Origin of the sequence: Rickettsiales endosymbiont of Stachyamoeba lipophora (genome assembly GCF_003932735.1) — a bacterium.
In the GTDB taxonomy this organism is placed as follows: domain Bacteria; phylum Pseudomonadota; class Alphaproteobacteria; order Rickettsiales; family 33-17; genus RICK01.
Genome location: NZ_CP033611.1, coordinates 1,169,589 through 1,190,494 on the forward strand (window position 1 = coordinate 1,169,589; position 20,906 = coordinate 1,190,494).

Below are 20,906 nucleotides of genomic sequence, written 5' to 3' on the forward strand. Positions count from 1 at the left end.
GGGTTATAATTTAAAGTTAATTTAAATGGTGAGAGGGTAACAAGGATAATAATAAATTTATTAGTTTTAGAAAAAAATAAAATTTTAAGCTTTGCAAAAAGATCACTATATTAAAATTATTGATAAAAAATAATTTACAAAGCATTTTGGAAAAATTAAAAAACAAAAACTTTTTATTTTTTCTTAATGCTAATAAAGTAATTTATATCAAAATTGTTAGTTATTTTCCAACCTGAATTTAGAGGATTAAAGCTAAGGCCCGAGATGTCTAATAGCTGGGCATTATAAGATTTAAATTGATTAACTATTTCTGAAGGTTTTAGAAATTTATCCCATGAATGAGTGCCAATAGGTAACCACCTTAAAATATATTCAGCACCAATTATGGCTGAAAGGTAAGATTTAATAGTACGATTAATAGTACTTAAAATAATTAAGCCCTGAGGTTTGCAGAGGGAGTATATGTCATTAATAAATTCTTCTAGATTATCTACATGCTCAATGACTTCTAAGGCTAACACTACATCATATTGCGTATTATTAGTAATAAGTTCCGCAAGAGGAGAGTTGGTATAGTTAATATTTAACCCCATTTGGCTGGCATGAAACTTAGCAGTACCAATATTTTTTTCACTTGCGTCAACACCAGTGACATTACCTCCAAGCCTACAGAGGGGCTCACTGACTAAACCACCACCGCAGCCTATATCAATAATATCTAAATTATTTAAAGGTTTATTAGTGGTAAGGTCGCGAGTATAATGCCTGCAAATATGCTCTTTAAGGTAACTAATGCGGGTAGGATTAATAATATGTAAGGGCTTAAAGGGTCCATTAGCATCCCACCATTGATCACTAAGGCTTGCAAATTTTTCTACTTCTGTGGAGGTAATATTGTGTTTGTTTGCCATAAATATATAGTAATGCTTGTAATCTGATTAAACTATGAGGTTGGAAATATGGCGTGAAATGCTTTTGAGCCAGAAATATTCACACAACCTAGCGTAATTATAATTATTATAGATAATAATGCCAACAAAATGTAGATTTTTTATATTATTGCTCTAAAATTCCCCAAAATGCTAATTTGAATTAAATGTTAAAAGTTTTAAAGTTTGGTGGCACATCAGTAGGTTCGGTTGAACGATTACATGAAACTGCAAAAATTATTAATTCTCATGTTAAGAGAGGGGAAAAGCTAATAGTAGTAGTTTCTGCAATGGCAGGAGTTACTGATAAGCTAGTTGCTCTTTGTAAACAGGTTAAGCCGCTTATTAGTGGGCCATCACTTGCTGAATATGATACAGTGCTCGCCACAGGGGAACAGGTCAGTAGCGGGTTGCTTGCAATAGCGCTGCATGAGATGGGCTTGCAAGCGAGATCATGGCAGGGCTGGCAATTACCTATTGTAACTAATAAAATTCATAGTAGAGCTGAGATAAAAGAGATAGAAACTAAAAGCTTTGTAGATTCAGTATTATCTGGTGAGATAGCGATTCTTACCGGCTTTCAAGGGATCACTTCAGATCATCGTGTTGCTACTTTAGGAAGAGGCGGCTCTGATACTACTGCTGTCGCCATTGCTTCATATGTTAAAGCAAGTATTTGTGAAATTTACACTGATGTGGATGGAGTATTTACTGCTGATCCGCGTATCGTAACCGATGCTAAAAAAATACCAATTATCTCTTATGAAGAAATGCTGGAGCTAGCTTCTATGGGTTCTAAGGTAATGCATAACCGAGCGGTAGAAGCAGGACTTAGGGCCAACATAGATATCCGTGTAATTTCGAGCTTCATTGAGAATCCAACCGGTACTTTGATTACTTCAGCAAATAAACTTAAGGAATTAAAAATGGAAGATTGTAAAGTATCAGGAGTGGCGCTTTGTAATAAAGAGTCACGGCTGGCAATTACTAACATTGATGTAAAGCAAGTTTTATCTTTTGTTAAAGAATTGGCTAAGTTAGATATTAAAATGGATATGATTGAACATTATGCAAATAATTTTAAATTTAACATTCATAATGATGACTTAGATATTGTAACTAACTTGCTTATGCAGCAGCAAATAAATTATGAAATGCAAAATAATATTACTAAGATATCAATAGTAGGAATTGGCATTCAAAGTGATACGAGTATTATCGGTAATATTTATGAAGCACTAACTGAGAAAGCTATTATGATGCTAGGCCTTGCGAGTAGTGAAACTAAAATTAGCTTATTAGTAGATAAGGATTATGCAGAACTTGCCTTGAGGACTCTTCACCATACATTAGTTGAAGGGCAATAATTAAAAACAATGTATTTAATTATTGATTGGTATATAAATTACTTTAGTAAAAATATTATGAAATTACAATAATAACAATAGGTCATTATCATGCAGCGTAAAATTACTGATCAAGAAGCACTAGATTACCATAAACACGGGCAGCCTGGAAAGCTTGAAGTTAAGGCTACTAAGCCTATGCTTTCTCAAGAAGATTTGTCGCTTGCTTACTCGCCTGGGGTGGCTGTTCCTTGCTTAGAAATTGCTAAAGATCCTGAAGCAGCCTATGATTATACCGCTAAAGGTAATATGGTAGCAGTAATTTCTAATGGTACTGCAGTTTTAGGTTTGGGAGATATTGGTGCTCTTGCTTCTAAGCCGGTTATGGAAGGTAAATCTGTTTTATTTAAACGTTTTGCTGATATTAACTCATTTGATATTGAAGTAGATACTAAAGATATCGATAAATTTGTAAATGCAGTTCAATGTATAGCTCCTACCTTTGGTGGGATTAATCTCGAAGATATTAAAGCTCCTGAATGTTTTATTATTGAGGATCGTTTAAAGGAATTACTTAATATACCTGTCTTTCATGATGATCAACATGGTACGGCAATTATCACTTTAGCCGGTATGATTAACGCCTGTAAGCTTAATAATCGTAAATTAGAAGATTTAAAGTTTGTAGTAAATGGGGCGGGCGCTGCAGGTATTGCTTGTATAGAGCTAATTAAGGCTATGGGTGCTAAGCATGATGAGGTGATTTTATGCGATACTAAAGGGGTTATTTATAAAGGGCGCACAGAGGGAATGAACCAATGGAAATCTGCTCATGCCGCTGATACTAAAGCGCGTACTCTGGCAGAAGCATTAGTAGGGGCTGATGTATTTTTAGGCCTTTCAGCTAAAGGAGCGGTTACCGCAGAAATGGTTAAAACTATGGCTGATAAGCCTATTATTTTTGCTATGGCGAATCCTAATCCGGAAATTACCCCTGAAGAAGTATATGCGGTAAGAAGTGATGCGATTGTAGCTACCGGTAGATCAGATTATAAAAACCAAGTAAACAATGTGATGGGTTTTCCTTATATTTTTAGAGGTGCGCTTGATGTAAGAGCTACCACTATTAATGAAGAGATGAAAATTGCGGCAGCTAATGCTCTTGCTGAGCTTGCAAGGCAACCTGTTCCTGATGAGGTATCAAGAGCGTATGCCGGTAGAAAGATGCAATTTGGTCCGGAATATATCATTCCTGTACCTTTTGACCCAAGACTGATTACTACAATTCCGGTAGCAGTTGCGAAAGCTGCAATGGAAACTGGAGTAGCTAAAAAACCAATAGAAAACTTTGAAGTATATAGGCAATCTTTAAGAGCAAGGTTAGATCCTGCGGCTTCTAACATGAATTTAATCTTTAATGTAATTGCTAATAATCCTAAAAAGATTATTTTTGCCGAAGGCGAAGAAGAACCGATTATAAGAGCAGCGATCACTTGGGTCAATAACGGTTATGGTCAGGCAATATTAGTTGGTAGAGAGGCTAGGGTGAAAGAGCGCTTGTTAGAAATGCAAGTTGAGTTACCAGTAGGAATTGAAATTACCAATGCCTTTATCCAAAGTGATGAGAAGCTAGATGTATATATTGATTATATGTATGCAAAGTTGCAACGCCAAGGTTATTTGCATAGAGACTGTGCTAGATTAGTTAAAAATGACCGTAATATTTTTGCTGCTTGTATGCTTGCTATGGGGCAGGGCGATGCGTTAGTTTCAGGGATAACACGTGGTTATACTCAAACTTTAGATACAATCAAAACTATTATTGATACTAAGCCTGAGCAATTGCTTGCCGGAGTATCAGTAGTAATTAACAAAGGCAAAGCTATCTTTATAACTGATACTACAGTTCATGCATTACCTACTGCAGAAGAATTGGCGCGTATTACTACGCAAACGGCTAATTTTGTGCGTAAATTTGGTCAAGAGCCAAGAGTGGCGCTACTTTCTTTCACTAATTTTGGTAATCCACAAAATTCTGAAAAAGCCGAAAGAATTAGGGAAACTGTAAGGTTACTTGAAGAGCAGAAGGTTGATTTTGAGTTTGATGGTGAAATGTCAGCTGATGTAGCATTAAATAGTGACTTGCTGAAACTTTATCCGTTCTGTAAATTAAAAGGGCCGGCTAATGTGTTAGTTATGCCAGCTTTACATTCTGCTAATATTTCATCAAAACTGATGCAAGAGATTGGAGGATGTACGGTAATTGGACCATTATTACTGGGATTAAGTAAACCAGTGCAAATTACTCAATATGGGTCTACTACTTCAGAAATTTTAAATATTTGTGCTTTTGCAGCCCTTCAGGCAAATGAGGGATAAGTTTTAAGCTGAATTCTTATATATCTTTTAAAAGTGGTTGTAACTTGCAGCCACTTTTTTTATTTAAAAATTGAGTGGCGAATAATTTGAAAGAGATACTGAAGAAGCACCTAAACAACGTATCATACCATTGCAAGTAAAAGCATATAAAAAAATATAATTCATTAGAGGCTGTTCTGTTCTAACTAATGAGAGAAGGTGAAAAGGAATCATCCAGTTATACTCAAAAGATGGATTATATATTTAAAATAATTAACAGATTGTAACCGAAATAGTTATCATTATTAAAGCCAGAAGGCTAATACAATATACTTCTGATGAGATGGATAAATATTTATACGAAGAAAAATACTTGTTTAGCCTGGAAGTCATGAGCAACTAACCAATAACACATTAATATTAAAAATATTAATTATCCTGTAGGAAGGCTGGTAGCTTAAGTAGTGGGTGATTATCTATAGGAACAATAATACAAGCATATTTAGAAATATACATAAATAGGGGAGTGTATAGCTAAAATTTTTATAGAACCTACGAAAGGAGAGTGGGCCCCTACAGAATAACAAAATTGAAGAAATGTATATAGCAGTTTTTAATATTAAATTAAAAATTTTATATTGATGAAGTTCAGCAAAAAATATGTTGCTCTCTAGAGGTTGAAATAAGAAGTAGGGCGCCAATGAGTATTAGAAATTAAAGATGGGGGAGTGATGTGGTAAAGTAAAGATTTCTAAAGGGGATGATATTTAGTCTATCACCTTCATAGAATGCTCTTTTCTCTTTAGCCAATTATTATGATAAGCTCGGTTGATAAGCGGATCATTAATTAATACTATATTTTCGGCGTTACGATGTTCCGCGCCTTTGGTAAAATTATAGGAGCCAGTTAAAACTTTGCGATCATCAATTATTATAATTTTATTATGGGCAAGTCCTTTAATTTTATCAATATAGATAGGGATGCCCGCCTGTTGTAATTGTTGAATCAGGACGGTTTCCTCTTTGTTATGTAAGCTGGTTTTATCCAGAATAATTGCAACCTCTACCTTTCTATTAAAAGCGTTGATTAAAGCCTTTGCTATGGGTTGGGAAGTGAAAGAATAAGCTTGGACAAAAACAAGAAGATTTGCTGCATTAATTTGCTGAGTAATTAAGTTGGAGCACGAGGTGGTAGAAGGCGTGAAGCATACATTAACATGAGATATTTCTGCTGATGAACCGATAAGCCAGTTAGGGCTGCTTACTTGCTGGTAAGCTATCAATAATACTAAAATGGTAATAGCTAAGTAAGGATAGTTAATCGCAAAGTTGATCAGTTGCTGTGACTTTTTTTTGCTCATGGTGATTGTTAAAAAAATTAAGGTTGTGCTGTGTAATTTCGAAGATAGCTATAAAGATGAAGGTTCTACGCAATGATATGTTATCCAGTTTGAATTATTGGACATTGTGAAATTGCTTATTATAAAACTATTACTTGTACTATTGTTTGATAGCTCTCTGTTATTCAGAAGTTTTGCTAAAACCTACAATGCTTTTTTGAAATAATATAAGGTTGAATTGTTCCAATAACCGCTTCTTTCAAATTCTAGTTCGTATCCTAATTTTTCGTAAAAAGGTTTGGCCTGCCAGTCTAGGGTGCATACCGTGGTAAAGTCGCAGTTGTTGGCTTTGCCATATTCCCATGCTTTTGAAACGAGAGCTTGGCCTAATCCTTGATTTCTATATTTAGCATCTATCCAAAGTAGAGCAATATATAAATTGCCATAAACTATGTGCCCGGTAATGCCTGCAATAATCTCATTATCTTGTTTGATTCCAAACGCAAATTTAGTTGGTTTAGGTAGATTTTTAGCAGCAAGCGCCTCCACCGCTAACCCTTCAAAACAAGCAAATTCAGTTTCAATATGTTCAAGTTCTTCAATGTTAAATGTTGAGCTCATAAATAATAATCAGATGTTATAATTAGTTAAGTTAATTTTTAATATAAATGTATTGTTAAATTATGCTAGTATTATTTATATTTACTAATTGTGTTTAAGCTATTAATTACTCCAAATTAACCATAAAGCTTATATTTCTTCTAGCTCTGACATTAATTCTAAAATTCCCCGGGGCAGGACTGCTTTTAAATTTTCTATTTCGCTAGTGCTTACATGGTTGTAAATAGCTTGGAAAACAGCTTTAACTCCCTCTTCAATATCGGTATCATTATATTTTTCATCAATTTTATCTGCAATGCTCATCAAGAAATCATCTTTTTTACGTTCTTTAAGTGGGGTAATTTGTGGGTTCCATCCTTCAAACAGCAATCCTCTAATGATTAAGGGAAGTTGAGAGGAGAGTTTTGCCAAATTTTGAAGAGGTAAATTGTCTCTGAGTTCATGTAAAGTTACCCGTAATATTGCTATGGCTCGTTTGTGATCATCATGATAAAATCCGGCACTATCTTCTATATCTTTTAGCCATTCATAAGTTTTGATAATATTTTTGTTTAATATAGGTAACTCTGTCATAATTCCTCCAGATAAATTAGTATTGCTTCTTTATTTAGGAATAAGAGTTAAACTACTGAGTTACAATAATAAAGTTAAGTTAAATTTAGGAAAAATTAACTATTAATAAGTGTTACATTATATTAACAGTGTATTTGTAGGGTGATATGTTTGCAGGAAATTATGTGTCTATGACTTTCTTTGATCATAAAATTCTCTTGTTATTGCTGGATGAATTTAAATTTTTAAGAAATTATCATAACTATTTTGAAGGTAGGTTAGTTTATAGGATATGTGATGGGGTGTTTTTCCTAATGGTGGGTACTGAATTCATTAATAAGGGTCATATGTTATTTGGAGGAGATAAGCCACAAGCCAAAATTAATCAATTAATTGATGATGTAAACTTCCAAGCTCATATCACCCTGAATAAGGGGATGAAAAAGAAGCAAGGAGAGCTAATTTTAGAGGAGTGGGTTAATATTTACGGCATAGCAGAGCAAAAAATTAGCCATCATAAAGACATAATTTGTTTAAATAAAATTATCGAATTTGAAATTATAGGGATATATGAGGTGATTAGGAAAACCCCTAAATATACTATCGTAACCAAGCAGCTACATATCCAATCGACTGAGCTGGCATCCCTAAACGAACAATATAATTTACAAAAGAATAAGGAGGCTTATTTTCATATTACTTTTTCACAGATTATAGTTTGACAATATTTTTAACCTAACGTAACCAAAACCAGAAATCTAAATTATCTGCTACATCCAGTTCTACTCTGGTAACACTATCTGGCGCTACTCTAAGGCGCATAGGGTAGTTGATAGGAATCACTTGCTGAGCTTGAACCACCTCTGCTGCGGAATAAGGTAACACTTCCTGCATAAGAAGTTTATTATCTAAATCAAAGAGCCTAATGCGTAAATGAGGTGCGCTAATTGCCTGCTCACTTTTATTAGCAATCTCCCCTTGAATTAGTAAGTGATTAATTGCTCCGGAATCTAGCTGCTTTTCTACTTTAACATTTTGGATCACTAATTTACTGGTGTTATCATAATGAGCTAATTGATAAATGTGCTTAAATACAGGTGCTTTAATTAAATATTCTTTACCCGCAAAAAATATAATAAAAAATGTTAAAGCAAGAGATAACAGTGGTAGTAATATAGCGCCCTTGTTGGATTTGGGTGTAGCCTTAATGCTAGATTTTATAGCTTCTTTTGCAGTATTTTTGGCCATCTGCAGCAGCTCTTTATAATCTTCATCACTTTTAATTTTAAAAAACCATAGATGCTTGCATTTAGAGCATTGTAACTTTCTGCCTTGAGGTGGTATAAGTGCATCATCAACCTCAAAATCTGTATGACAACTTGGGCAACTGATAATCATATTAATTGAATTTAAAATATTATATTGTTAATTATAGTAAATAGGTTTTCAAATATTGCCAGATATTATCTGCAAAATTTTTAAAAAAAGAGTTAAAATCGCATGCTTGCCAGTAAAATTAATAAATTATGGGATAAATTTCAACAAAAAAGCCTTGATGCTGATGACTTAAAACAGCATAGCACTATTAATGAAGTAATAGAAATGCTAAACCTTGGCGAAATTAGAGTGGCAGAAAATAATGCTGGCAAATGGACAGTTAACGAATGGGTTAAGAAAGCTATTCTATTATATTTTGCAGAAAGTGATAATCAGGTAATGCATTCCTCTTTGGGCAATTATTATGATAAAATTGCTTTAAAATTTCATGAATGGGAAGAGCAAGATTTTGAAGAAGCGGGCTTTAGAGTCGTGCCAGGAGCTATTGTAAGGCATGGTGCTTATATTGCTAAAAAATCTGTGATTATGCCATCCTTTATAAATATTGGAGCTTACATTGATACCGGTACTATGGTTGATACTTGGGCGACGGTTGGTAGTTGTGCTCAGATTGGTAAAAATTGCCACATTTCAGGAGGAACAGGTATTGGCGGAGTGCTAGAACCATTGCAAGCTAATCCTGTGATTATTGAAGATAATTGCTTTATTGGAGCGAGATCTGAAATTGCTGAAGGTGTAATTATAGGTACAGGTTCGGTAATTTCCATGGGAGTTTTTATTGGTGCTTCGACTAAAATTATTAACAATATGACTGGCGAAATAACTTACGGATATGTACCACCATTTTCAGTAGTAATTCCTGGGGTGATTAATGAAGGAAACTTTACCTCCAAAGCCGCAGCAATTATTATAAAAACAGTTGATGAGAAAACACGAAGCAAGGTTTCTATTAATGAGCTGCTTAGAATGTAAAGACCAGGTTGTTGATTTAGCACAGAAGCTGCTAGCCATACCTAGTGTATACCCTGACACTAAGGTTGTTATTGAATACATTGAACAGCTGCTTAGAGAGTATGGTTTTGCTACTAAAATATTTCCAGTAAATAATTGTTATAATCTTTATGCTCAATTTGGTAATGATGAAAAAATCATAGGCTTTGCAGGACATGTTGATGTAGTTCCTGCAGGAATGGGATGGAGTCATGATCCATTTGAGCCAGTAGAAATAAATGGTAAAATTTATGGTAGAGGTGCAGTAGATATGAAGGGTGCAATTGCTGCCTGGATAGTTGCTGCGCTTAAAATTATTAAAGAGAATCCAAATAAATCTATTGCATTAATTATTGCCGGTGATGAGGAAGTTTCTAATAATGCTGGTACTCTAACTATACTTCATTGGTTACAAGATCATAACAAACAAATAGAGCTAGTAATTGTAGGGGAACCCACTAATCCCAATAAAATGGGTGAAATGCTGAAAATTGGCAGAAGAGGGAGCATCAGTTTTGATTTAATTATCAAAGGAATGCAAGGGCATGTTGCTTACCCAGATCAAGCTGATAATCCATTTAAATATGTGGGTGGGATTATAAATAATTTAAATGCTTGGCAAATTGATCAAGGTAATGAGCATTTTGATCCTAGTAACTTAGAAATAACCAGCCTTTATACTGATAACCAAAGCTATAATGTTATTCCTAGAGAGGTAAACCTAAAATTTAACATTCGTTATAATAACAATATTGATGAAGAAACTTTAATCAGCATAGTTAGGCAGTTAGTGAGCTCAGTGGTGGGTGATAATTATAGCTTGGAATATAATAATTCAGCACAGCCATTTATTACTAATAATCAGCAACAGGTTGAATTTGTTACAAGTATTCTAAAAGAAATAAACAGCATAGCACCAATTGCAAGTACTACCGGCGGCACTTCTGATGCTAGGTTTATTGCAAAGTTTTATCCGGTAATTGAATATGGCTTAATTAACCAAACTGCACATAAAGTGGATGAATGGGTAGGGGTTGATGATTTAATAAATTTAACCCACAGCTATTATCGTATTATGCAAGATTTTTAATAACATTGCGTTGAAACTTTTTTAGGGGCAACTTATGAAGTGTATAAAAGACTTTGTAAATATTTTATATGAAGAGATTGACGAAAAAAAGAAAAATACTTATATAATCTTTTAATTTTTGAGGCGCGGAATAACAATACTCCTCAAGAATATACTGATGAAATCAATAATTGTTTTGCAGAATATAAGAACAGGGTAAAACAGCTAAAAGATAAATTTGTTAATAGTTTTGCGCCAGAAGAACTCCAAGCAGCACAAGAAGTTTTACAAAGAGAATTCGATGCTAAAATAGTACCAAAGCGTGGTATTTATAAATTTAATCAAGCTCATTTTACCGAGCGCAACGACAGTGTGGTGTTATCGGTAAATGAAATATCTTCCTGGACTATGCGTACGAAGCAGCAGGGGGAAGACTTGCGTACACAACTAAGAGGTGTGTGAATCTTCAGATTGAATAAATAATTAAGAGAGAAAAAAGTAGGAGTCAAAACTTCTACCTTTTTTAATATGCCGTTATTACTTATAATTAACAACATATTAACTTATTGCCAATGATTAATCGGATGTTATATTGCTTATATTATAAAATAAATTAACATAGGGAGGTTTTTTATGGTTACAACTAATGATGAATTCATAAATTTAAAAGTAAATAATGCGATTAAAAGGCTAAAAACGCGTTATGGTCGCAATCTTGATATCAATAAAGAATACTATAAAATAAAAGATTTTCTGCAAGATCTGGGTGAAGAGCTGGATGACGAACTAGCTATTGATAACAATCCTGGTGTGACTGCACAGGATTTGAAAGATGCTAGACAAAACCTTTTTTTCATCTTTAGTGATATGATGGTTACTCATTGGGCATTGGCAGAGGTAGTAGTATTGGTATGGCTTGCTTGTAATGATTATGAGGCACAAAAATTGTATAATCCTCAAGTTGCAGAAAAGACAGCCATAGTCAATTTTATCCAGCATTTACGTATGGTTAATAGAGAATATAATGTTAATGAACAGGAACGTAATGGTGGGCAACCAAGCTTACCGGTGTATGTGCAAGGGTTAACTAATCAGATCGTTAAAAGCTTAGAAAATATTCATCCTGATGTAGGCAGTTTGAGAATAGTAACCCCTGAGATAATGGGTAATATTATTAATATTAGGGCCCAATTTGAAGGTTTAATCATAGCCAAGCTAGATAATAGAGCAAATAGAGAGAAATATTTATCCAAAAATTGGTATAATGAAATTGTATTCAATGAAAATTTTAGGCATGAATTTTTTACTGTAATTAAAGCTGAGTATAGAGAGCAACGCTTAGCTGCAGTGCAGGCTATATTAGACGATAATTATAAATATTTAGCTGAGGATGAGATGTTATTAAATGAGCAAATTAATGATTTTGATTATGAGCAACATTTTAAAGACGCAGTAAATCAAGATCAAGTTGAAAAAAAACAGGAAGAGCAAAATGCTCGTGGTATCATTAAAGCTCAACTTGCGGAGTTAATCCAAGCTAAGCTAGATAATAGAGCAAATAGAGAAAAATATTTATTCAAAAGAATGTACTATAATAATGTTGATATATTACAATTACATGCAAATCATAGTGATGAATTTTTGACTATAATTCAAGAGAAATATATAGCGGAATGTTTAGCCGTGGTGCAAGCCAGATTGGCTGACAATTACAAATATTTAGCTAATAATAATGAATTGTTAAATACGCAAATTCAATACTTTAATTACACTCAATCCTTTCTCGCAGCGGTAAATCAAGATCAGGATGAAAAAGAACAGGAAGAGCAGAATGCCCATAATATTATTAAATCATCACTTGAAGAGTTAATCAGAGTTAAGCTTGGTAACAGAGCAAACAGAGAGAAGTATTTATATAAAAATTGGTATAATAAACTTACATTAAATGAAGATCATAGCAATGAGTTCTGTACTGCCGTTATAACCGAATATAGAAAGAATCATTTAGAGACGGTGAAGAATAAATTAGCAGAGAATTACAAATATTTAGTTGAGGATGAGATATTATTCAGTAAGCAAATCAATACTTTTGATTATGAGCAACATTTTAAAAATGCAGTAAACCAAGATCCGGTTGAAAAAGAACTGGAAGAGCAAAATGCTTATAATATCATTCAAGCGCCACTTGAAAAGTTAATCATAGCCAAGCTAGATAATAGAGCAAATAGAGAAAAATATTTATATAAAAATCTGTATAATGAGAGGATTGAATTCAATGCAAATTTTAATTTTAAGCATGAATTTTTTACTGTAATTAAAGCTGAATATATAAAGCAATATTTAAATATGGTGCAGGTTGAATTAGCCTATAATTACAAATATTTAGCTGATGATGATGAGTTGTTAAATACAATAATTAAGAACTTTAATTATACACAAGCTTTTCTCGTAGCAGTAAATCAAGATCGTACGGCAAAGCAGCAAGAAGAGTTGGTTGCAAAACAACAAGAGCAAAATGCTCATAATATTATTAAAGCGCCACTTGAAAAGTTAATCATAGCCAAGCTAGATAATAGAGCAAATAGAGAAAAATATTTATATAAAAATCGGGATAACAGGATTGCATTCAATGCAAATTTTAGGCATGAAATTTTAACTGAGTATAGAGAGAACTGTTTAGAGAAGGTACAGGCTGAATTAGCCGATAATTACAAATATTTAGTTGGTGACAATGCATGGTTAGATGCCAAAATTAGAGACTTTAATTATACACAATCTTTTCTCGTAGCAGTAAATCAAGATCGTACGGCAAAGCAGCAAGAAGAGTTGGTTGCAAAACAACAAGAGCAAAATGCTCATAATATTATTAAAGCGCCACTTGAAAAGTTAATCATAGCCAAGCTAGATAATAGAGCAAATAGAGAAAAATATTTATATAAAAATCGGGATAACAGGATTGAATTCAATGCAAATCATAGTAATGAATTTTTTACTGAAATTTTAACTGAGTATAGAGAAAACTGTTTAGAGAAGGTACAGGTTGAATTAGCCGATAATTACAAATATTTAGTTGGTGACAATGCATGGTTAGATGCCAAAATTAGAAACTTTAATTATACACAATCTTTTCTTATAGCAGTAAATCAAGATCAGGTTGAAAAAGAACAGGAAAAGCAAAATGCTCATAATATTATTAAAGCGCCACTTGAAGAATTAATCATAGCCAAGCTAGATAATAGAGCAAATAGAGAAAAATATTTATATAAAAATTGGAATAACAGGATTGAATTCAATGCAAATCATAGTAATGAATTTTTTACTGAAATTTTCACTGAGTATAGAGAGAACTGTTTAGAGAAGGTGCAGGCTGAATTAGCCGATAATTACAAATATTTAGTGGGTGACAATGCATGGTTAGATGCCCAAATTAGAGACTTTAATTATACACAATCTTTTCTTGTAGCAGTAAATCAAGATCAGGTTGAAAAAGAACAGGAAAAGCAAAATGCTCATAATCTCATTAAAGATCAACTTGCAGAGTTAATCATAGCCAAGCTTGCTAACAGAGAAAATCTAGACAATAAAGCACACAGAGAGAAATATTTATCTACAAATTGGTATAATAGTATTATATTAGATGATCAGTTTTTGATTGAAATTAAAACTGAGTATAGGGAGAAATGTTTAGCGACAGTGAAGGATAAATTAGTTGATAATTACAAATATTTAGCTGAGGACGAGCAGTGGCTAAACTCACACATTTATTCTTTTGATTATTCAATATTTAGAAATAGTATGAATGAAGATAAAATGAAAAATTTAAAATCCACTCTTAAAGTTGTAGGCATAGTTATCGGTACTGTAATATTAGGGGTGATGCTTGGGTATGCAACATTTTTAGTAGGACGAAAATTTGCTCTACAGCTTAAAAATATGAAATTATCTGCTGAAAGTAAAGTTACAGCAGATAGTATTAATAATAAACTGTCTTCTATAAGCAATAATATTAAGTCGGTTGGCACTATAGGAGATGAAACGCTTGTAGAACCAAGTAAGCTCTTTACTACCTTAGCAAGCAAAGCTAAAGGCATTACTAAGGGATTATAAGCAAGCATGATGGCAAATAAAAAAGGGAAACTAAATAAGCTTCCCTTTTTTATTGAACAGATCATTTGAATAATACTACATTATCTCAATATGGCATTCTACCATTGGTTCTTTGTTAGTTTCTCTCTTAATAATCTTTCTAACAATTGAGCGGGTAGTATTATTTAAATCTTCTCTGTTAATTCTGCCAGCTTTAAACTCTAATTTTGACTCTACTGCTTCTCTTATTTCATCAATCATTTCATTAACTAATGCTTTATCTTCTATTTGATCCAGTACGCCTGGAGTTTTAAGAATTGGATTGCATAGTAAGCCTTTTTGAGGTGAAAGGATTATGGAAACAAAAACACATCCACTTGCGCGCATTTTTCTTCTGGCCTGCATAATAGGAGATTTTGGTGGTAATAAATATAAGCCATCAACACCTAGGTAGCCTGCTTCAACTACTCCTAGCTTCATAGATTTGTCTGTGGCAGAAAGATGTAAAACATCGCCATTTTCAACTTCTAACGCTTGCTTAATGCCGATTTCCCTTGCAAATTTAGCATGATAATGCATATGGGTTAGTTCACCATGCACTGGCACAGCAACTTGAGGCCTGATTAACTCATACATTTTTTTAAGCTCTTTTCTGCCTGGGTGACCTGACACATGCACAAAATGATCACGTTCAGTGAGTACTTCAACACCCATTTTAACAAAAAGATTAAATAATCTAAAAATTTTCTTATCGTTACCTGGAATAATTTTAGAAGAGAAAATTATAGTATCCCCTGGGCTAAATTTAATATTAGGGTGAGCATTGTTAGCTATTTTAGTAGCAGCAGCAAATTGCTCTCCCTGGCATCCAGTGCATAATAATAAAATCTCTTTTTTTGGATATTGTCCAATATTACGCTCATCGATAAATTCAGGCATTTCTTTAAAATAACCTGAATCAGTGGCGGCTTGAATAATTCTCCAGAGACTTTTCCCGGCTATAACTACTTTACGCCCGGCTTGTTGGGCCGCATAAAGAACTGTTTCTACCCGAGCAAGATTGGAAGCAAAGGTGGTAATTGTTACTAAATTCTTACACTCTGCAACTAATTTTACTAGGCTCTCTCTTAAGTCACCTTCTGAGCCAGAATATTCTTCATTAAATACGTTGGTGGAATCACATACCATAGCTAGTACGCCTTGATCGCCAATAGATTTCAGTACTTCATCATTATTTGGTAAACCAACTATAGGATCATGATCAAATTTCCAGTCACCGGTATGAAATATATTACCTGCTTCAGTTTTAATAAATAATGCCTGCATCTCAGGTGAGGAATGGTTTAAAGAAACTGATTGAATTTTAAATGGCCCTAGTTCAAGGCTACTATCAGGTTGAAATTCTTTAATTAATACCCCTGCATTATCACCAAAACTATCAGTAAGCTTAGCTTTCAGGAATGAAGAAGTAAAAGGAGTAGCATAAACCGGTACTCTTAACTCATGCCATAAATATTGCACTGCACCTAAATGATCTTCATGAGAGTGGGTAATAACTATTCCAAGCAAGTTTTCACGATGCTTAGTAATAAAGGAAATGTCTGGCACTATCACATCTACTCCAGGTAGATAATCATCAGCAAAGCCGCAGCCTAAATCAACCATCAACCATTTGCCTTGATATTGGTATAAATTTAGATTAAGACCAATTTCTCCTGATCCGCCTAAAGGAACAAATATTAGGTCATTTTTGTGTTTGTTAAAATTTAAAGTCATTTATATTTTTACTCTTTATATGTTGTTTAATTTAATATTTGGATTGTTGTTATCTATATATATTTGGACCAGGCCATTTAAGGTTAAATCTGGCTCATAAAAATCGATAAAATTTTGCGTTTTAAAATAAACGCTATTGCCACCGGTTACAATAATTCTAAGTTGATTATTATATTTGCTTTGCACTAAATTAATAAGGTTAGTTATCATACCTACATAACCGTGAAAGGCTGCAACTTGAATAGCACTTTCTGTATTTATACCTAGCTCGAAATCTATTTCTTTAAATTCTATAATAGGCAGCGAAGTATGCTCTGATAAAACATTATTAAAGCCTTTAACGCCAGGAAGGATAAATGCCCCGTCAAATACTTGGTTCTTATTTAAAATACAAAAAGTAGTGGCTGTTCCACAATCAATTATTAGAGTATTATTACCATATTTATGCTTTGCTGCAACTAAATTACATAATAAATCAGTTCCCACTTCAAGTGGGTTAATTGATTTATTAATTTCAATATCAATTTTTAATAGGTTATAAGCCACTAGTAAGGGGTAAACACCAAAATATTCATGTAATATTTTTATAAGCTCTGTAGTAAGTTTTGGTACTACTGAAGAGACTATTATTGCTGTAATCTTATTCTTATGAATATTAGCGCTATCCAAAGAATGAGCCAATTCATCTTTCAGGTTTGTTTCTGTATAAGTTTCAATTCTAAAGCTCCGTACAAGAGGATAAGAATTGTTAAATATACCACCAACAATATTTGTGTTACCAATATCAAGCGCTAAGAGCATTAATCCTATTTATCTAAAATTATTTCGCCACTTGATATAGTAGTTTGCAAGCCATCCAAGCTAATAAACAATGCACCATTAGTGTTGATACCAAGCATTTGACCTTTAATAACTTCATTGGGAGTTTTAATGGATATTTCTTGACCAATGCGATAAGCATTACGACTCCATTTGTCACGGATAAAATCCATTCCGATAATATTCCATCTCTCTAAATATTCATGAAATAAATCAAGAAACTTAGATAGTAAATCATCTTCCTTTATTATTGCTTTTTCATTAAATAGGCTGGTAATAGGGTAACTAGCATCAATATCATTTGGAAAAGACATAATATTTATTCCAATTCCTACTACAATCCAATCAGTGCTTTTACGGGTTGGAGAAAATTTACTTTCTACTAAAATACCACCTACCTTTGAATTATTGATGATTAAATCATTGGGCCACTTGTATTCTATATTTAATTTGGTCAGGCTGCGTAATGCTTCACCCATAGCAACTGCTGCTACAAATACTATTTGTGAAGCTTGTATTAGGCTAAATTTATCCTGTAATAATACTGAGAAAAATAAATTACCCGGCTCCGAAACCCAGTTGCGATTGTTTCTTCCTCGTCCAGCACTTTGGGATTTAGACCAAATAAGAAAATTACCTTTCAGGCCTTGCCCTGTTATTCTTTTGGCCTCATTGTTAGTGCTATCAATGTGATCAAAGATTAGTACGTTGTAAATGTCATGCCAAATATTAATATTCATACTGCTACTTTTAATAAACGGAATTAATTAAATTCATAATGTTTTGATAGTAAAAGATATAGATGCTATTAAAGATTGCCATCAAAATTACCACAAACTGTAAGGTTCCCATGGAATCAGCACTGATAGGAGCACTATTGTCATCAAAATACATAACTTTAATGATGTTTAAATAATAGAAGGAAGCGACTACCGAAAATAATACAGAAACAATTGCTATCCATATACTACCTTGAACAATAAGGGATTGGATAATATAAAATTTAGCAAAAAATCCTGCAAAAGGAGGTATACCTGCTAGTGATAATAAGCAAATAGTAAAACTTATGGCCAGAATAGGGTTGCTTTTACTAAAAGAAGCTAATTCACTAATTTGAGTAAAGTGAGGATTTTTATTTTCAATCGCCAGTAACACAGCAAAACTCGCAATAGTTAAAGATAAATAAATGATAATATAATTAGTTACAATAATCATGTTAGCTTTATCATGACTGAGCAAGCCCAATAAAATAAAACCAATATTAGTAATAGCGCTATAAGCCAATAAGCGTTTCAATTTAGCTTGCTTAAGGGCTGCAAAAGAACCAACTGCAAGGGTTAAAAGTGCTACCAACAAAATAATTGGATTAAAATAATGATAGAGAGAGCTAAAATCATGAAGGAATATTCTAATAAAGATAGCAATAATAGCTACCTTAGGAGCTGTTGCTATTAGCATGGTAAAGATAGTAGGGGAGCCTTCATAAACATCAGGAGCCCACATATGGAACGGCACTGCTGAGATCTTAAAGAGTAGACCGATAAGTATAAGTACTAAACCAATAATTAAGGCAATAGGTACGCTGCCAATATTAATACTATTATTATGATATAAATCGACGAAATGAACAAAATTGATACTAGCAGTATAGGCATATATTAAGCTGATTCCAAATAAAATTAGACCTGTAGTAATTACTCCTAAAATAAAATATTTGAGTCCAGCTTCAGTTGAATTAGGATTGTTTCGATTGGAAGCGGTTAAAATATATAAGCTTAAACTTTGCAGTTCTAGTCCAACATAAAAAGTAATAAAATCATTGCTTGAAATAAGGGTATACATTCCTAATACTGCAAATAATACAATTACAGGTAATTCAAACGCTAAGTTTTGTTCAAGATTATTAAAACATAATAGCACAAAAATAGAGCTAACTACTACAATTAGCTTGGCTAGTATAATAGGGTTATTAAGAGTAAAAAATTGATAAGTAATATAAATTTGATTTTGATATAAATTATATAGGCATAAAGCAGATACAATAAGGCCAATTAAGCATATTTTATTGGTTAGTAAGTGCGATTGATTGTTGAATAAACCAATGATAATTCCGATTAAGCCTGCCAAAAATAATGCAAATTCAGGAAAAAATATAGGATTTAAAATTAATGCTAAACTCATTAGTTTTCCACTCCTGGTACTATATTAATAATATTTGTGCTGGATATTAAATCTCTTACATCAAACAATTCCGTGATTAAACTTGGATAAATTCCAAGTAAGATGATAAGAACCGCTAAAGGTAAGAAGTATACATGTTCTCTAAGGGTTAAATCTTGTAAAATCATGACTTTTTTGTGTGTAACTTCACCAAACATTATGCGAGCATAAAGATATAGCATATAAGTAGCGCCTAAAATAACCCCACTTGCTATTAAAGTACCGAAGATAGTATTTTGTTTAAAGCTGCCAATGATAATAAGCAGCTCTCCAACAAATCCACTAGTTCCTGGTAGAGCTACAGAAGCCAGAGTGAAAATCATAAAGTAAAAGGCCAGTGACGGCATTTTTTCAGCTACCCCACCATAAGCACTAATTTCTTTAGTATGTGTTCTATCATACAGTGAGCCAACTACTAAAAATAAAGCTGCTGAAATTAGCCCATGGCTAATCATTTGAAATATGGCACCGGTAACCCCAATATTAGTACCGCTAAATAGGCCGATTGTTACATAGCCCATATGTGCTATTGATGAATAAGCAATCATCTTTTTCATATCTTTTTGAGCAAAAGCTACTATTGAACCATAAATGATGGCTATAATACTTAAAACTGAAACTAGATCAGCAAAATACATACTGGCAAGTGGTAACATAGGTAAGGAGAACCTGATGAAACCGTAACCTCCCAGCTTAAGTAAGATGCCGGCAAGCATTACTGAACCTACAGTTGGTGCTTGTACGTGAGCATCAGGAAGCCAAGTATGAAATGGCAGCATTGGAATTTTAACTGCAAAAGAGGCAAACATAGCCAGCCATAAATATTTTTGGATATTTAAATCCAAATTAGCACAAAGAGTGGTTAGGGCCTGAATATCAAAAGTATGAAAAGTTTGATAAATATAAATAATAGCTACTAAAAATAATACTGAACCTGCCAAAGTATATAAGAAAAACTTAAACGAAGCATATATCTTGTTTTCTCCACCCCATAAACCGATGATAAAAAACATAGGAATGAGTGACATTTCAAAAAAGATATAAAACAACAGTAAGTTAAGGCTGGAAAACACGCCAATTACAATAAATTCTAATAATAAGAATGAAGTAACATAGAATTTGACATTCTGAGTAATTGATTTGCTAGCTATGAAGCAAATGGGCGTTAGAATAGTAGTGAGCAAAATTAACGATAAGGATATTCCATCAATACCAAATAAATTTTCCCCATTGTTACCGGTAATAACAAACTGATAACTTGTATCAGCAATGTTATAATTATAAGCTAGTATTCCAGATACTATAGAATTTCCTAAGCAAATTATAAATCCAAGCGTCTTTAAATTGCGGGCAGAAATTTCATTATGATCTCGTCCAAACAGTACTGTAAATAATGCTCCGAAAAGAGGAGTTAGGAGGACTAAGCTAAGTAAATTTATATTCATTTAATTCTACTCAATTT

At 33.1% G+C, this 20,906-nt stretch carries 16 protein-coding genes; 6 read left to right on the forward strand and 10 right to left on the reverse strand.

The features are described 5' to 3' along the window. Positions 1-173: 173 nt before the first annotated feature. On the reverse strand, positions 174-911 hold the full coding sequence (ubiG, locus tag EF513_RS05405; protein ID WP_125216386.1) for a bifunctional 2-polyprenyl-6-hydroxyphenol methylase/3-demethylubiquinol 3-O-methyltransferase UbiG: 738 nt from the start codon (positions 909-911) through the stop codon (positions 174-176). 185 nt (positions 912-1,096) lie between these two features. Here ubiG and EF513_RS05410 point away from each other — a divergent pair, with 185 nt between their 5' ends. Both EF513_RS05410 and EF513_RS05415 read left to right on the forward strand, forming a co-directional pair. Continuing rightward, positions 1,097-2,296, forward strand: coding sequence for an aspartate kinase (locus EF513_RS05410; protein ID WP_125216387.1), 1,200 nt, complete (start codon positions 1,097-1,099; stop codon positions 2,294-2,296). An 84-nt stretch (positions 2,297-2,380) separates the two neighbouring features. Further along, positions 2,381-4,654 carry an NADP-dependent malic enzyme gene (locus EF513_RS05415; protein ID WP_410528586.1) on the forward strand — a complete coding sequence of 758 codons (2,274 nt, stop codon included), beginning with the start codon at positions 2,381-2,383 and terminating at the stop codon, positions 4,652-4,654. A 746-nt stretch (positions 4,655-5,400) separates the two neighbouring features. Here the strand turns inward: EF513_RS05415 and EF513_RS05420 are convergent. The 3 genes from EF513_RS05420 to EF513_RS05430 form a co-directional block, all read right to left on the reverse strand. After that, positions 5,401-5,994, reverse strand: coding sequence for a phospholipase D-like domain-containing protein (locus EF513_RS05420; RefSeq protein WP_125216389.1), 594 nt, complete (start codon positions 5,992-5,994; stop codon positions 5,401-5,403). A gap of 183 nt (positions 5,995-6,177) precedes the next feature. Then, a complete protein-coding gene (locus EF513_RS05425) occupies positions 6,178-6,594 on the reverse strand; it encodes a GNAT family N-acetyltransferase (RefSeq protein WP_125216390.1) in 417 nt (138 codons plus the stop codon). A gap of 129 nt (positions 6,595-6,723) precedes the next feature. Beyond that, a complete protein-coding gene (locus EF513_RS05430; protein ID WP_125216391.1) occupies positions 6,724-7,167 on the reverse strand; it encodes a DUF2267 domain-containing protein in 444 nt (147 codons plus the stop codon). A 146-nt stretch (positions 7,168-7,313) separates the two neighbouring features. On the opposite strand from EF513_RS05430, the gene EF513_RS05435 reads away from it, so the two are divergent. Next, a complete protein-coding gene (locus tag EF513_RS05435; protein WP_125216392.1) occupies positions 7,314-7,868 on the forward strand; it encodes a hypothetical protein in 555 nt (184 codons plus the stop codon). Positions 7,869-7,881: 13 nt separating this feature from the next. Here EF513_RS05435 and EF513_RS05440 read toward each other — a convergent pair whose 3' ends face one another. Next, complete coding sequence (locus tag EF513_RS05440; RefSeq protein WP_125216393.1) at positions 7,882-8,544, reverse strand: DUF3426 domain-containing protein; 663 nt, start codon at positions 8,542-8,544, stop codon at positions 7,882-7,884. A gap of 102 nt (positions 8,545-8,646) precedes the next feature. On the opposite strand from EF513_RS05440, the gene dapD reads away from it, so the two are divergent. The 3 genes from dapD (at position 8,647) to EF513_RS05455 (ending at position 14,650) form a co-directional block, all read left to right on the forward strand. After that, entirely contained in the window at positions 8,647-9,456 is an 810-nt protein-coding gene (gene dapD / locus EF513_RS05445) for a 2,3,4,5-tetrahydropyridine-2,6-dicarboxylate N-succinyltransferase (RefSeq protein WP_125216394.1), read from the forward strand. Continuing rightward, positions 9,407-10,564, forward strand: a complete 1,158-nt coding sequence (gene dapE / locus EF513_RS05450; RefSeq protein WP_125216395.1) for a succinyl-diaminopimelate desuccinylase — start codon at positions 9,407-9,409, stop codon at positions 10,562-10,564. Before dapD ends, dapE begins: the two co-directional genes overlap by 50 nt. Before the next feature lie 612 nt (positions 10,565-11,176). Continuing rightward, a complete protein-coding gene (locus EF513_RS05455) occupies positions 11,177-14,650 on the forward strand; it encodes a hypothetical protein (RefSeq protein WP_125216396.1) in 3,474 nt (1,157 codons plus the stop codon). Positions 14,651-14,725: 75 nt separating this feature from the next. On the opposite strand, the gene EF513_RS05460 is transcribed toward EF513_RS05455, so the two are convergent. From EF513_RS05460 to EF513_RS05480, 5 genes are read right to left on the reverse strand one after another with little or no spacing between them, the layout of a single operon-like run. Further along, positions 14,726-16,405 carry a ribonuclease J gene (locus EF513_RS05460; protein WP_125216397.1) on the reverse strand — a complete coding sequence of 560 codons (1,680 nt, stop codon included), beginning with the start codon at positions 16,403-16,405 and terminating at the stop codon, positions 14,726-14,728. A gap of 15 nt (positions 16,406-16,420) precedes the next feature. Next, on the reverse strand, positions 16,421-17,206 hold the full coding sequence (locus tag EF513_RS05465) for a type III pantothenate kinase (protein WP_125216398.1): 786 nt from the start codon (positions 17,204-17,206) through the stop codon (positions 16,421-16,423). A gap of 5 nt (positions 17,207-17,211) precedes the next feature. Next, positions 17,212-17,964 carry a biotin--[acetyl-CoA-carboxylase] ligase gene (locus EF513_RS05470; RefSeq protein ID WP_125216399.1) on the reverse strand — a complete coding sequence of 251 codons (753 nt, stop codon included), beginning with the start codon at positions 17,962-17,964 and terminating at the stop codon, positions 17,212-17,214. Between the two features lie 10 nt (positions 17,965-17,974). Further along, on the reverse strand, positions 17,975-19,405 hold the full coding sequence (locus EF513_RS05475) for an NADH-quinone oxidoreductase subunit N (RefSeq protein WP_125216400.1): 1,431 nt from the start codon (positions 19,403-19,405) through the stop codon (positions 17,975-17,977). Further along, positions 19,405-20,889, reverse strand: a complete 1,485-nt coding sequence (locus EF513_RS05480; RefSeq protein WP_125216401.1) for an NADH-quinone oxidoreductase subunit M — start codon at positions 20,887-20,889, stop codon at positions 19,405-19,407. The genes EF513_RS05475 and EF513_RS05480 overlap by 1 nt, the downstream gene beginning before the upstream one ends. Positions 20,890-20,906 lie beyond the last annotated feature (17 nt).

What these genes read in the sequence shown, in the direction of transcription:
- ubiG (WP_125216386.1), bottom strand. Translation starts at nt 911, where the DNA reads ATGGCAAACAAACACAATATTACCTCCACAGAAGTAGAAAAATTTGCA.
- EF513_RS05410 (WP_125216387.1), top strand. Translation starts at nt 1,097, where the DNA reads ATGTTAAAAGTTTTAAAGTTTGGTGGCACATCAGTAGGTTCGGTTGAA.
- EF513_RS05420 (WP_125216389.1), bottom strand. Translation starts at nt 5,994, where the DNA reads ATGAGCAAAAAAAAGTCACAGCAACTGATCAACTTTGCGATTAACTAT.
- EF513_RS05425 (WP_125216390.1), bottom strand. Translation starts at nt 6,594, where the DNA reads ATGAGCTCAACATTTAACATTGAAGAACTTGAACATATTGAAACTGAA.
- EF513_RS05430 (WP_125216391.1), bottom strand. Translation starts at nt 7,167, where the DNA reads ATGACAGAGTTACCTATATTAAACAAAAATATTATCAAAACTTATGAA.
- EF513_RS05435 (WP_125216392.1), top strand. Translation starts at nt 7,314, where the DNA reads ATGTTTGCAGGAAATTATGTGTCTATGACTTTCTTTGATCATAAAATT.
- EF513_RS05440 (WP_125216393.1), bottom strand. Translation starts at nt 8,544, where the DNA reads ATGATTATCAGTTGCCCAAGTTGTCATACAGATTTTGAGGTTGATGAT.
- dapD (WP_125216394.1), top strand. Translation starts at nt 8,647, where the DNA reads ATGCTTGCCAGTAAAATTAATAAATTATGGGATAAATTTCAACAAAAA.
- dapE (WP_125216395.1), top strand. Translation starts at nt 9,407, where the DNA reads ATGAGAAAACACGAAGCAAGGTTTCTATTAATGAGCTGCTTAGAATGT.
- EF513_RS05455 (WP_125216396.1), top strand. Translation starts at nt 11,177, where the DNA reads ATGGTTACAACTAATGATGAATTCATAAATTTAAAAGTAAATAATGCG.
- EF513_RS05460 (WP_125216397.1), bottom strand. Translation starts at nt 16,405, where the DNA reads ATGACTTTAAATTTTAACAAACACAAAAATGACCTAATATTTGTTCCT.
- EF513_RS05465 (WP_125216398.1), bottom strand. Translation starts at nt 17,206, where the DNA reads ATGCTCTTAGCGCTTGATATTGGTAACACAAATATTGTTGGTGGTATA.
- EF513_RS05470 (WP_125216399.1), bottom strand. Translation starts at nt 17,964, where the DNA reads ATGAATATTAATATTTGGCATGACATTTACAACGTACTAATCTTTGAT.
- EF513_RS05475 (WP_125216400.1), bottom strand. Translation starts at nt 19,405, where the DNA reads ATGAGTTTAGCATTAATTTTAAATCCTATATTTTTTCCTGAATTTGCA.
- EF513_RS05480 (WP_125216401.1), bottom strand. Translation starts at nt 20,889, where the DNA reads ATGAATATAAATTTACTTAGCTTAGTCCTCCTAACTCCTCTTTTCGGA.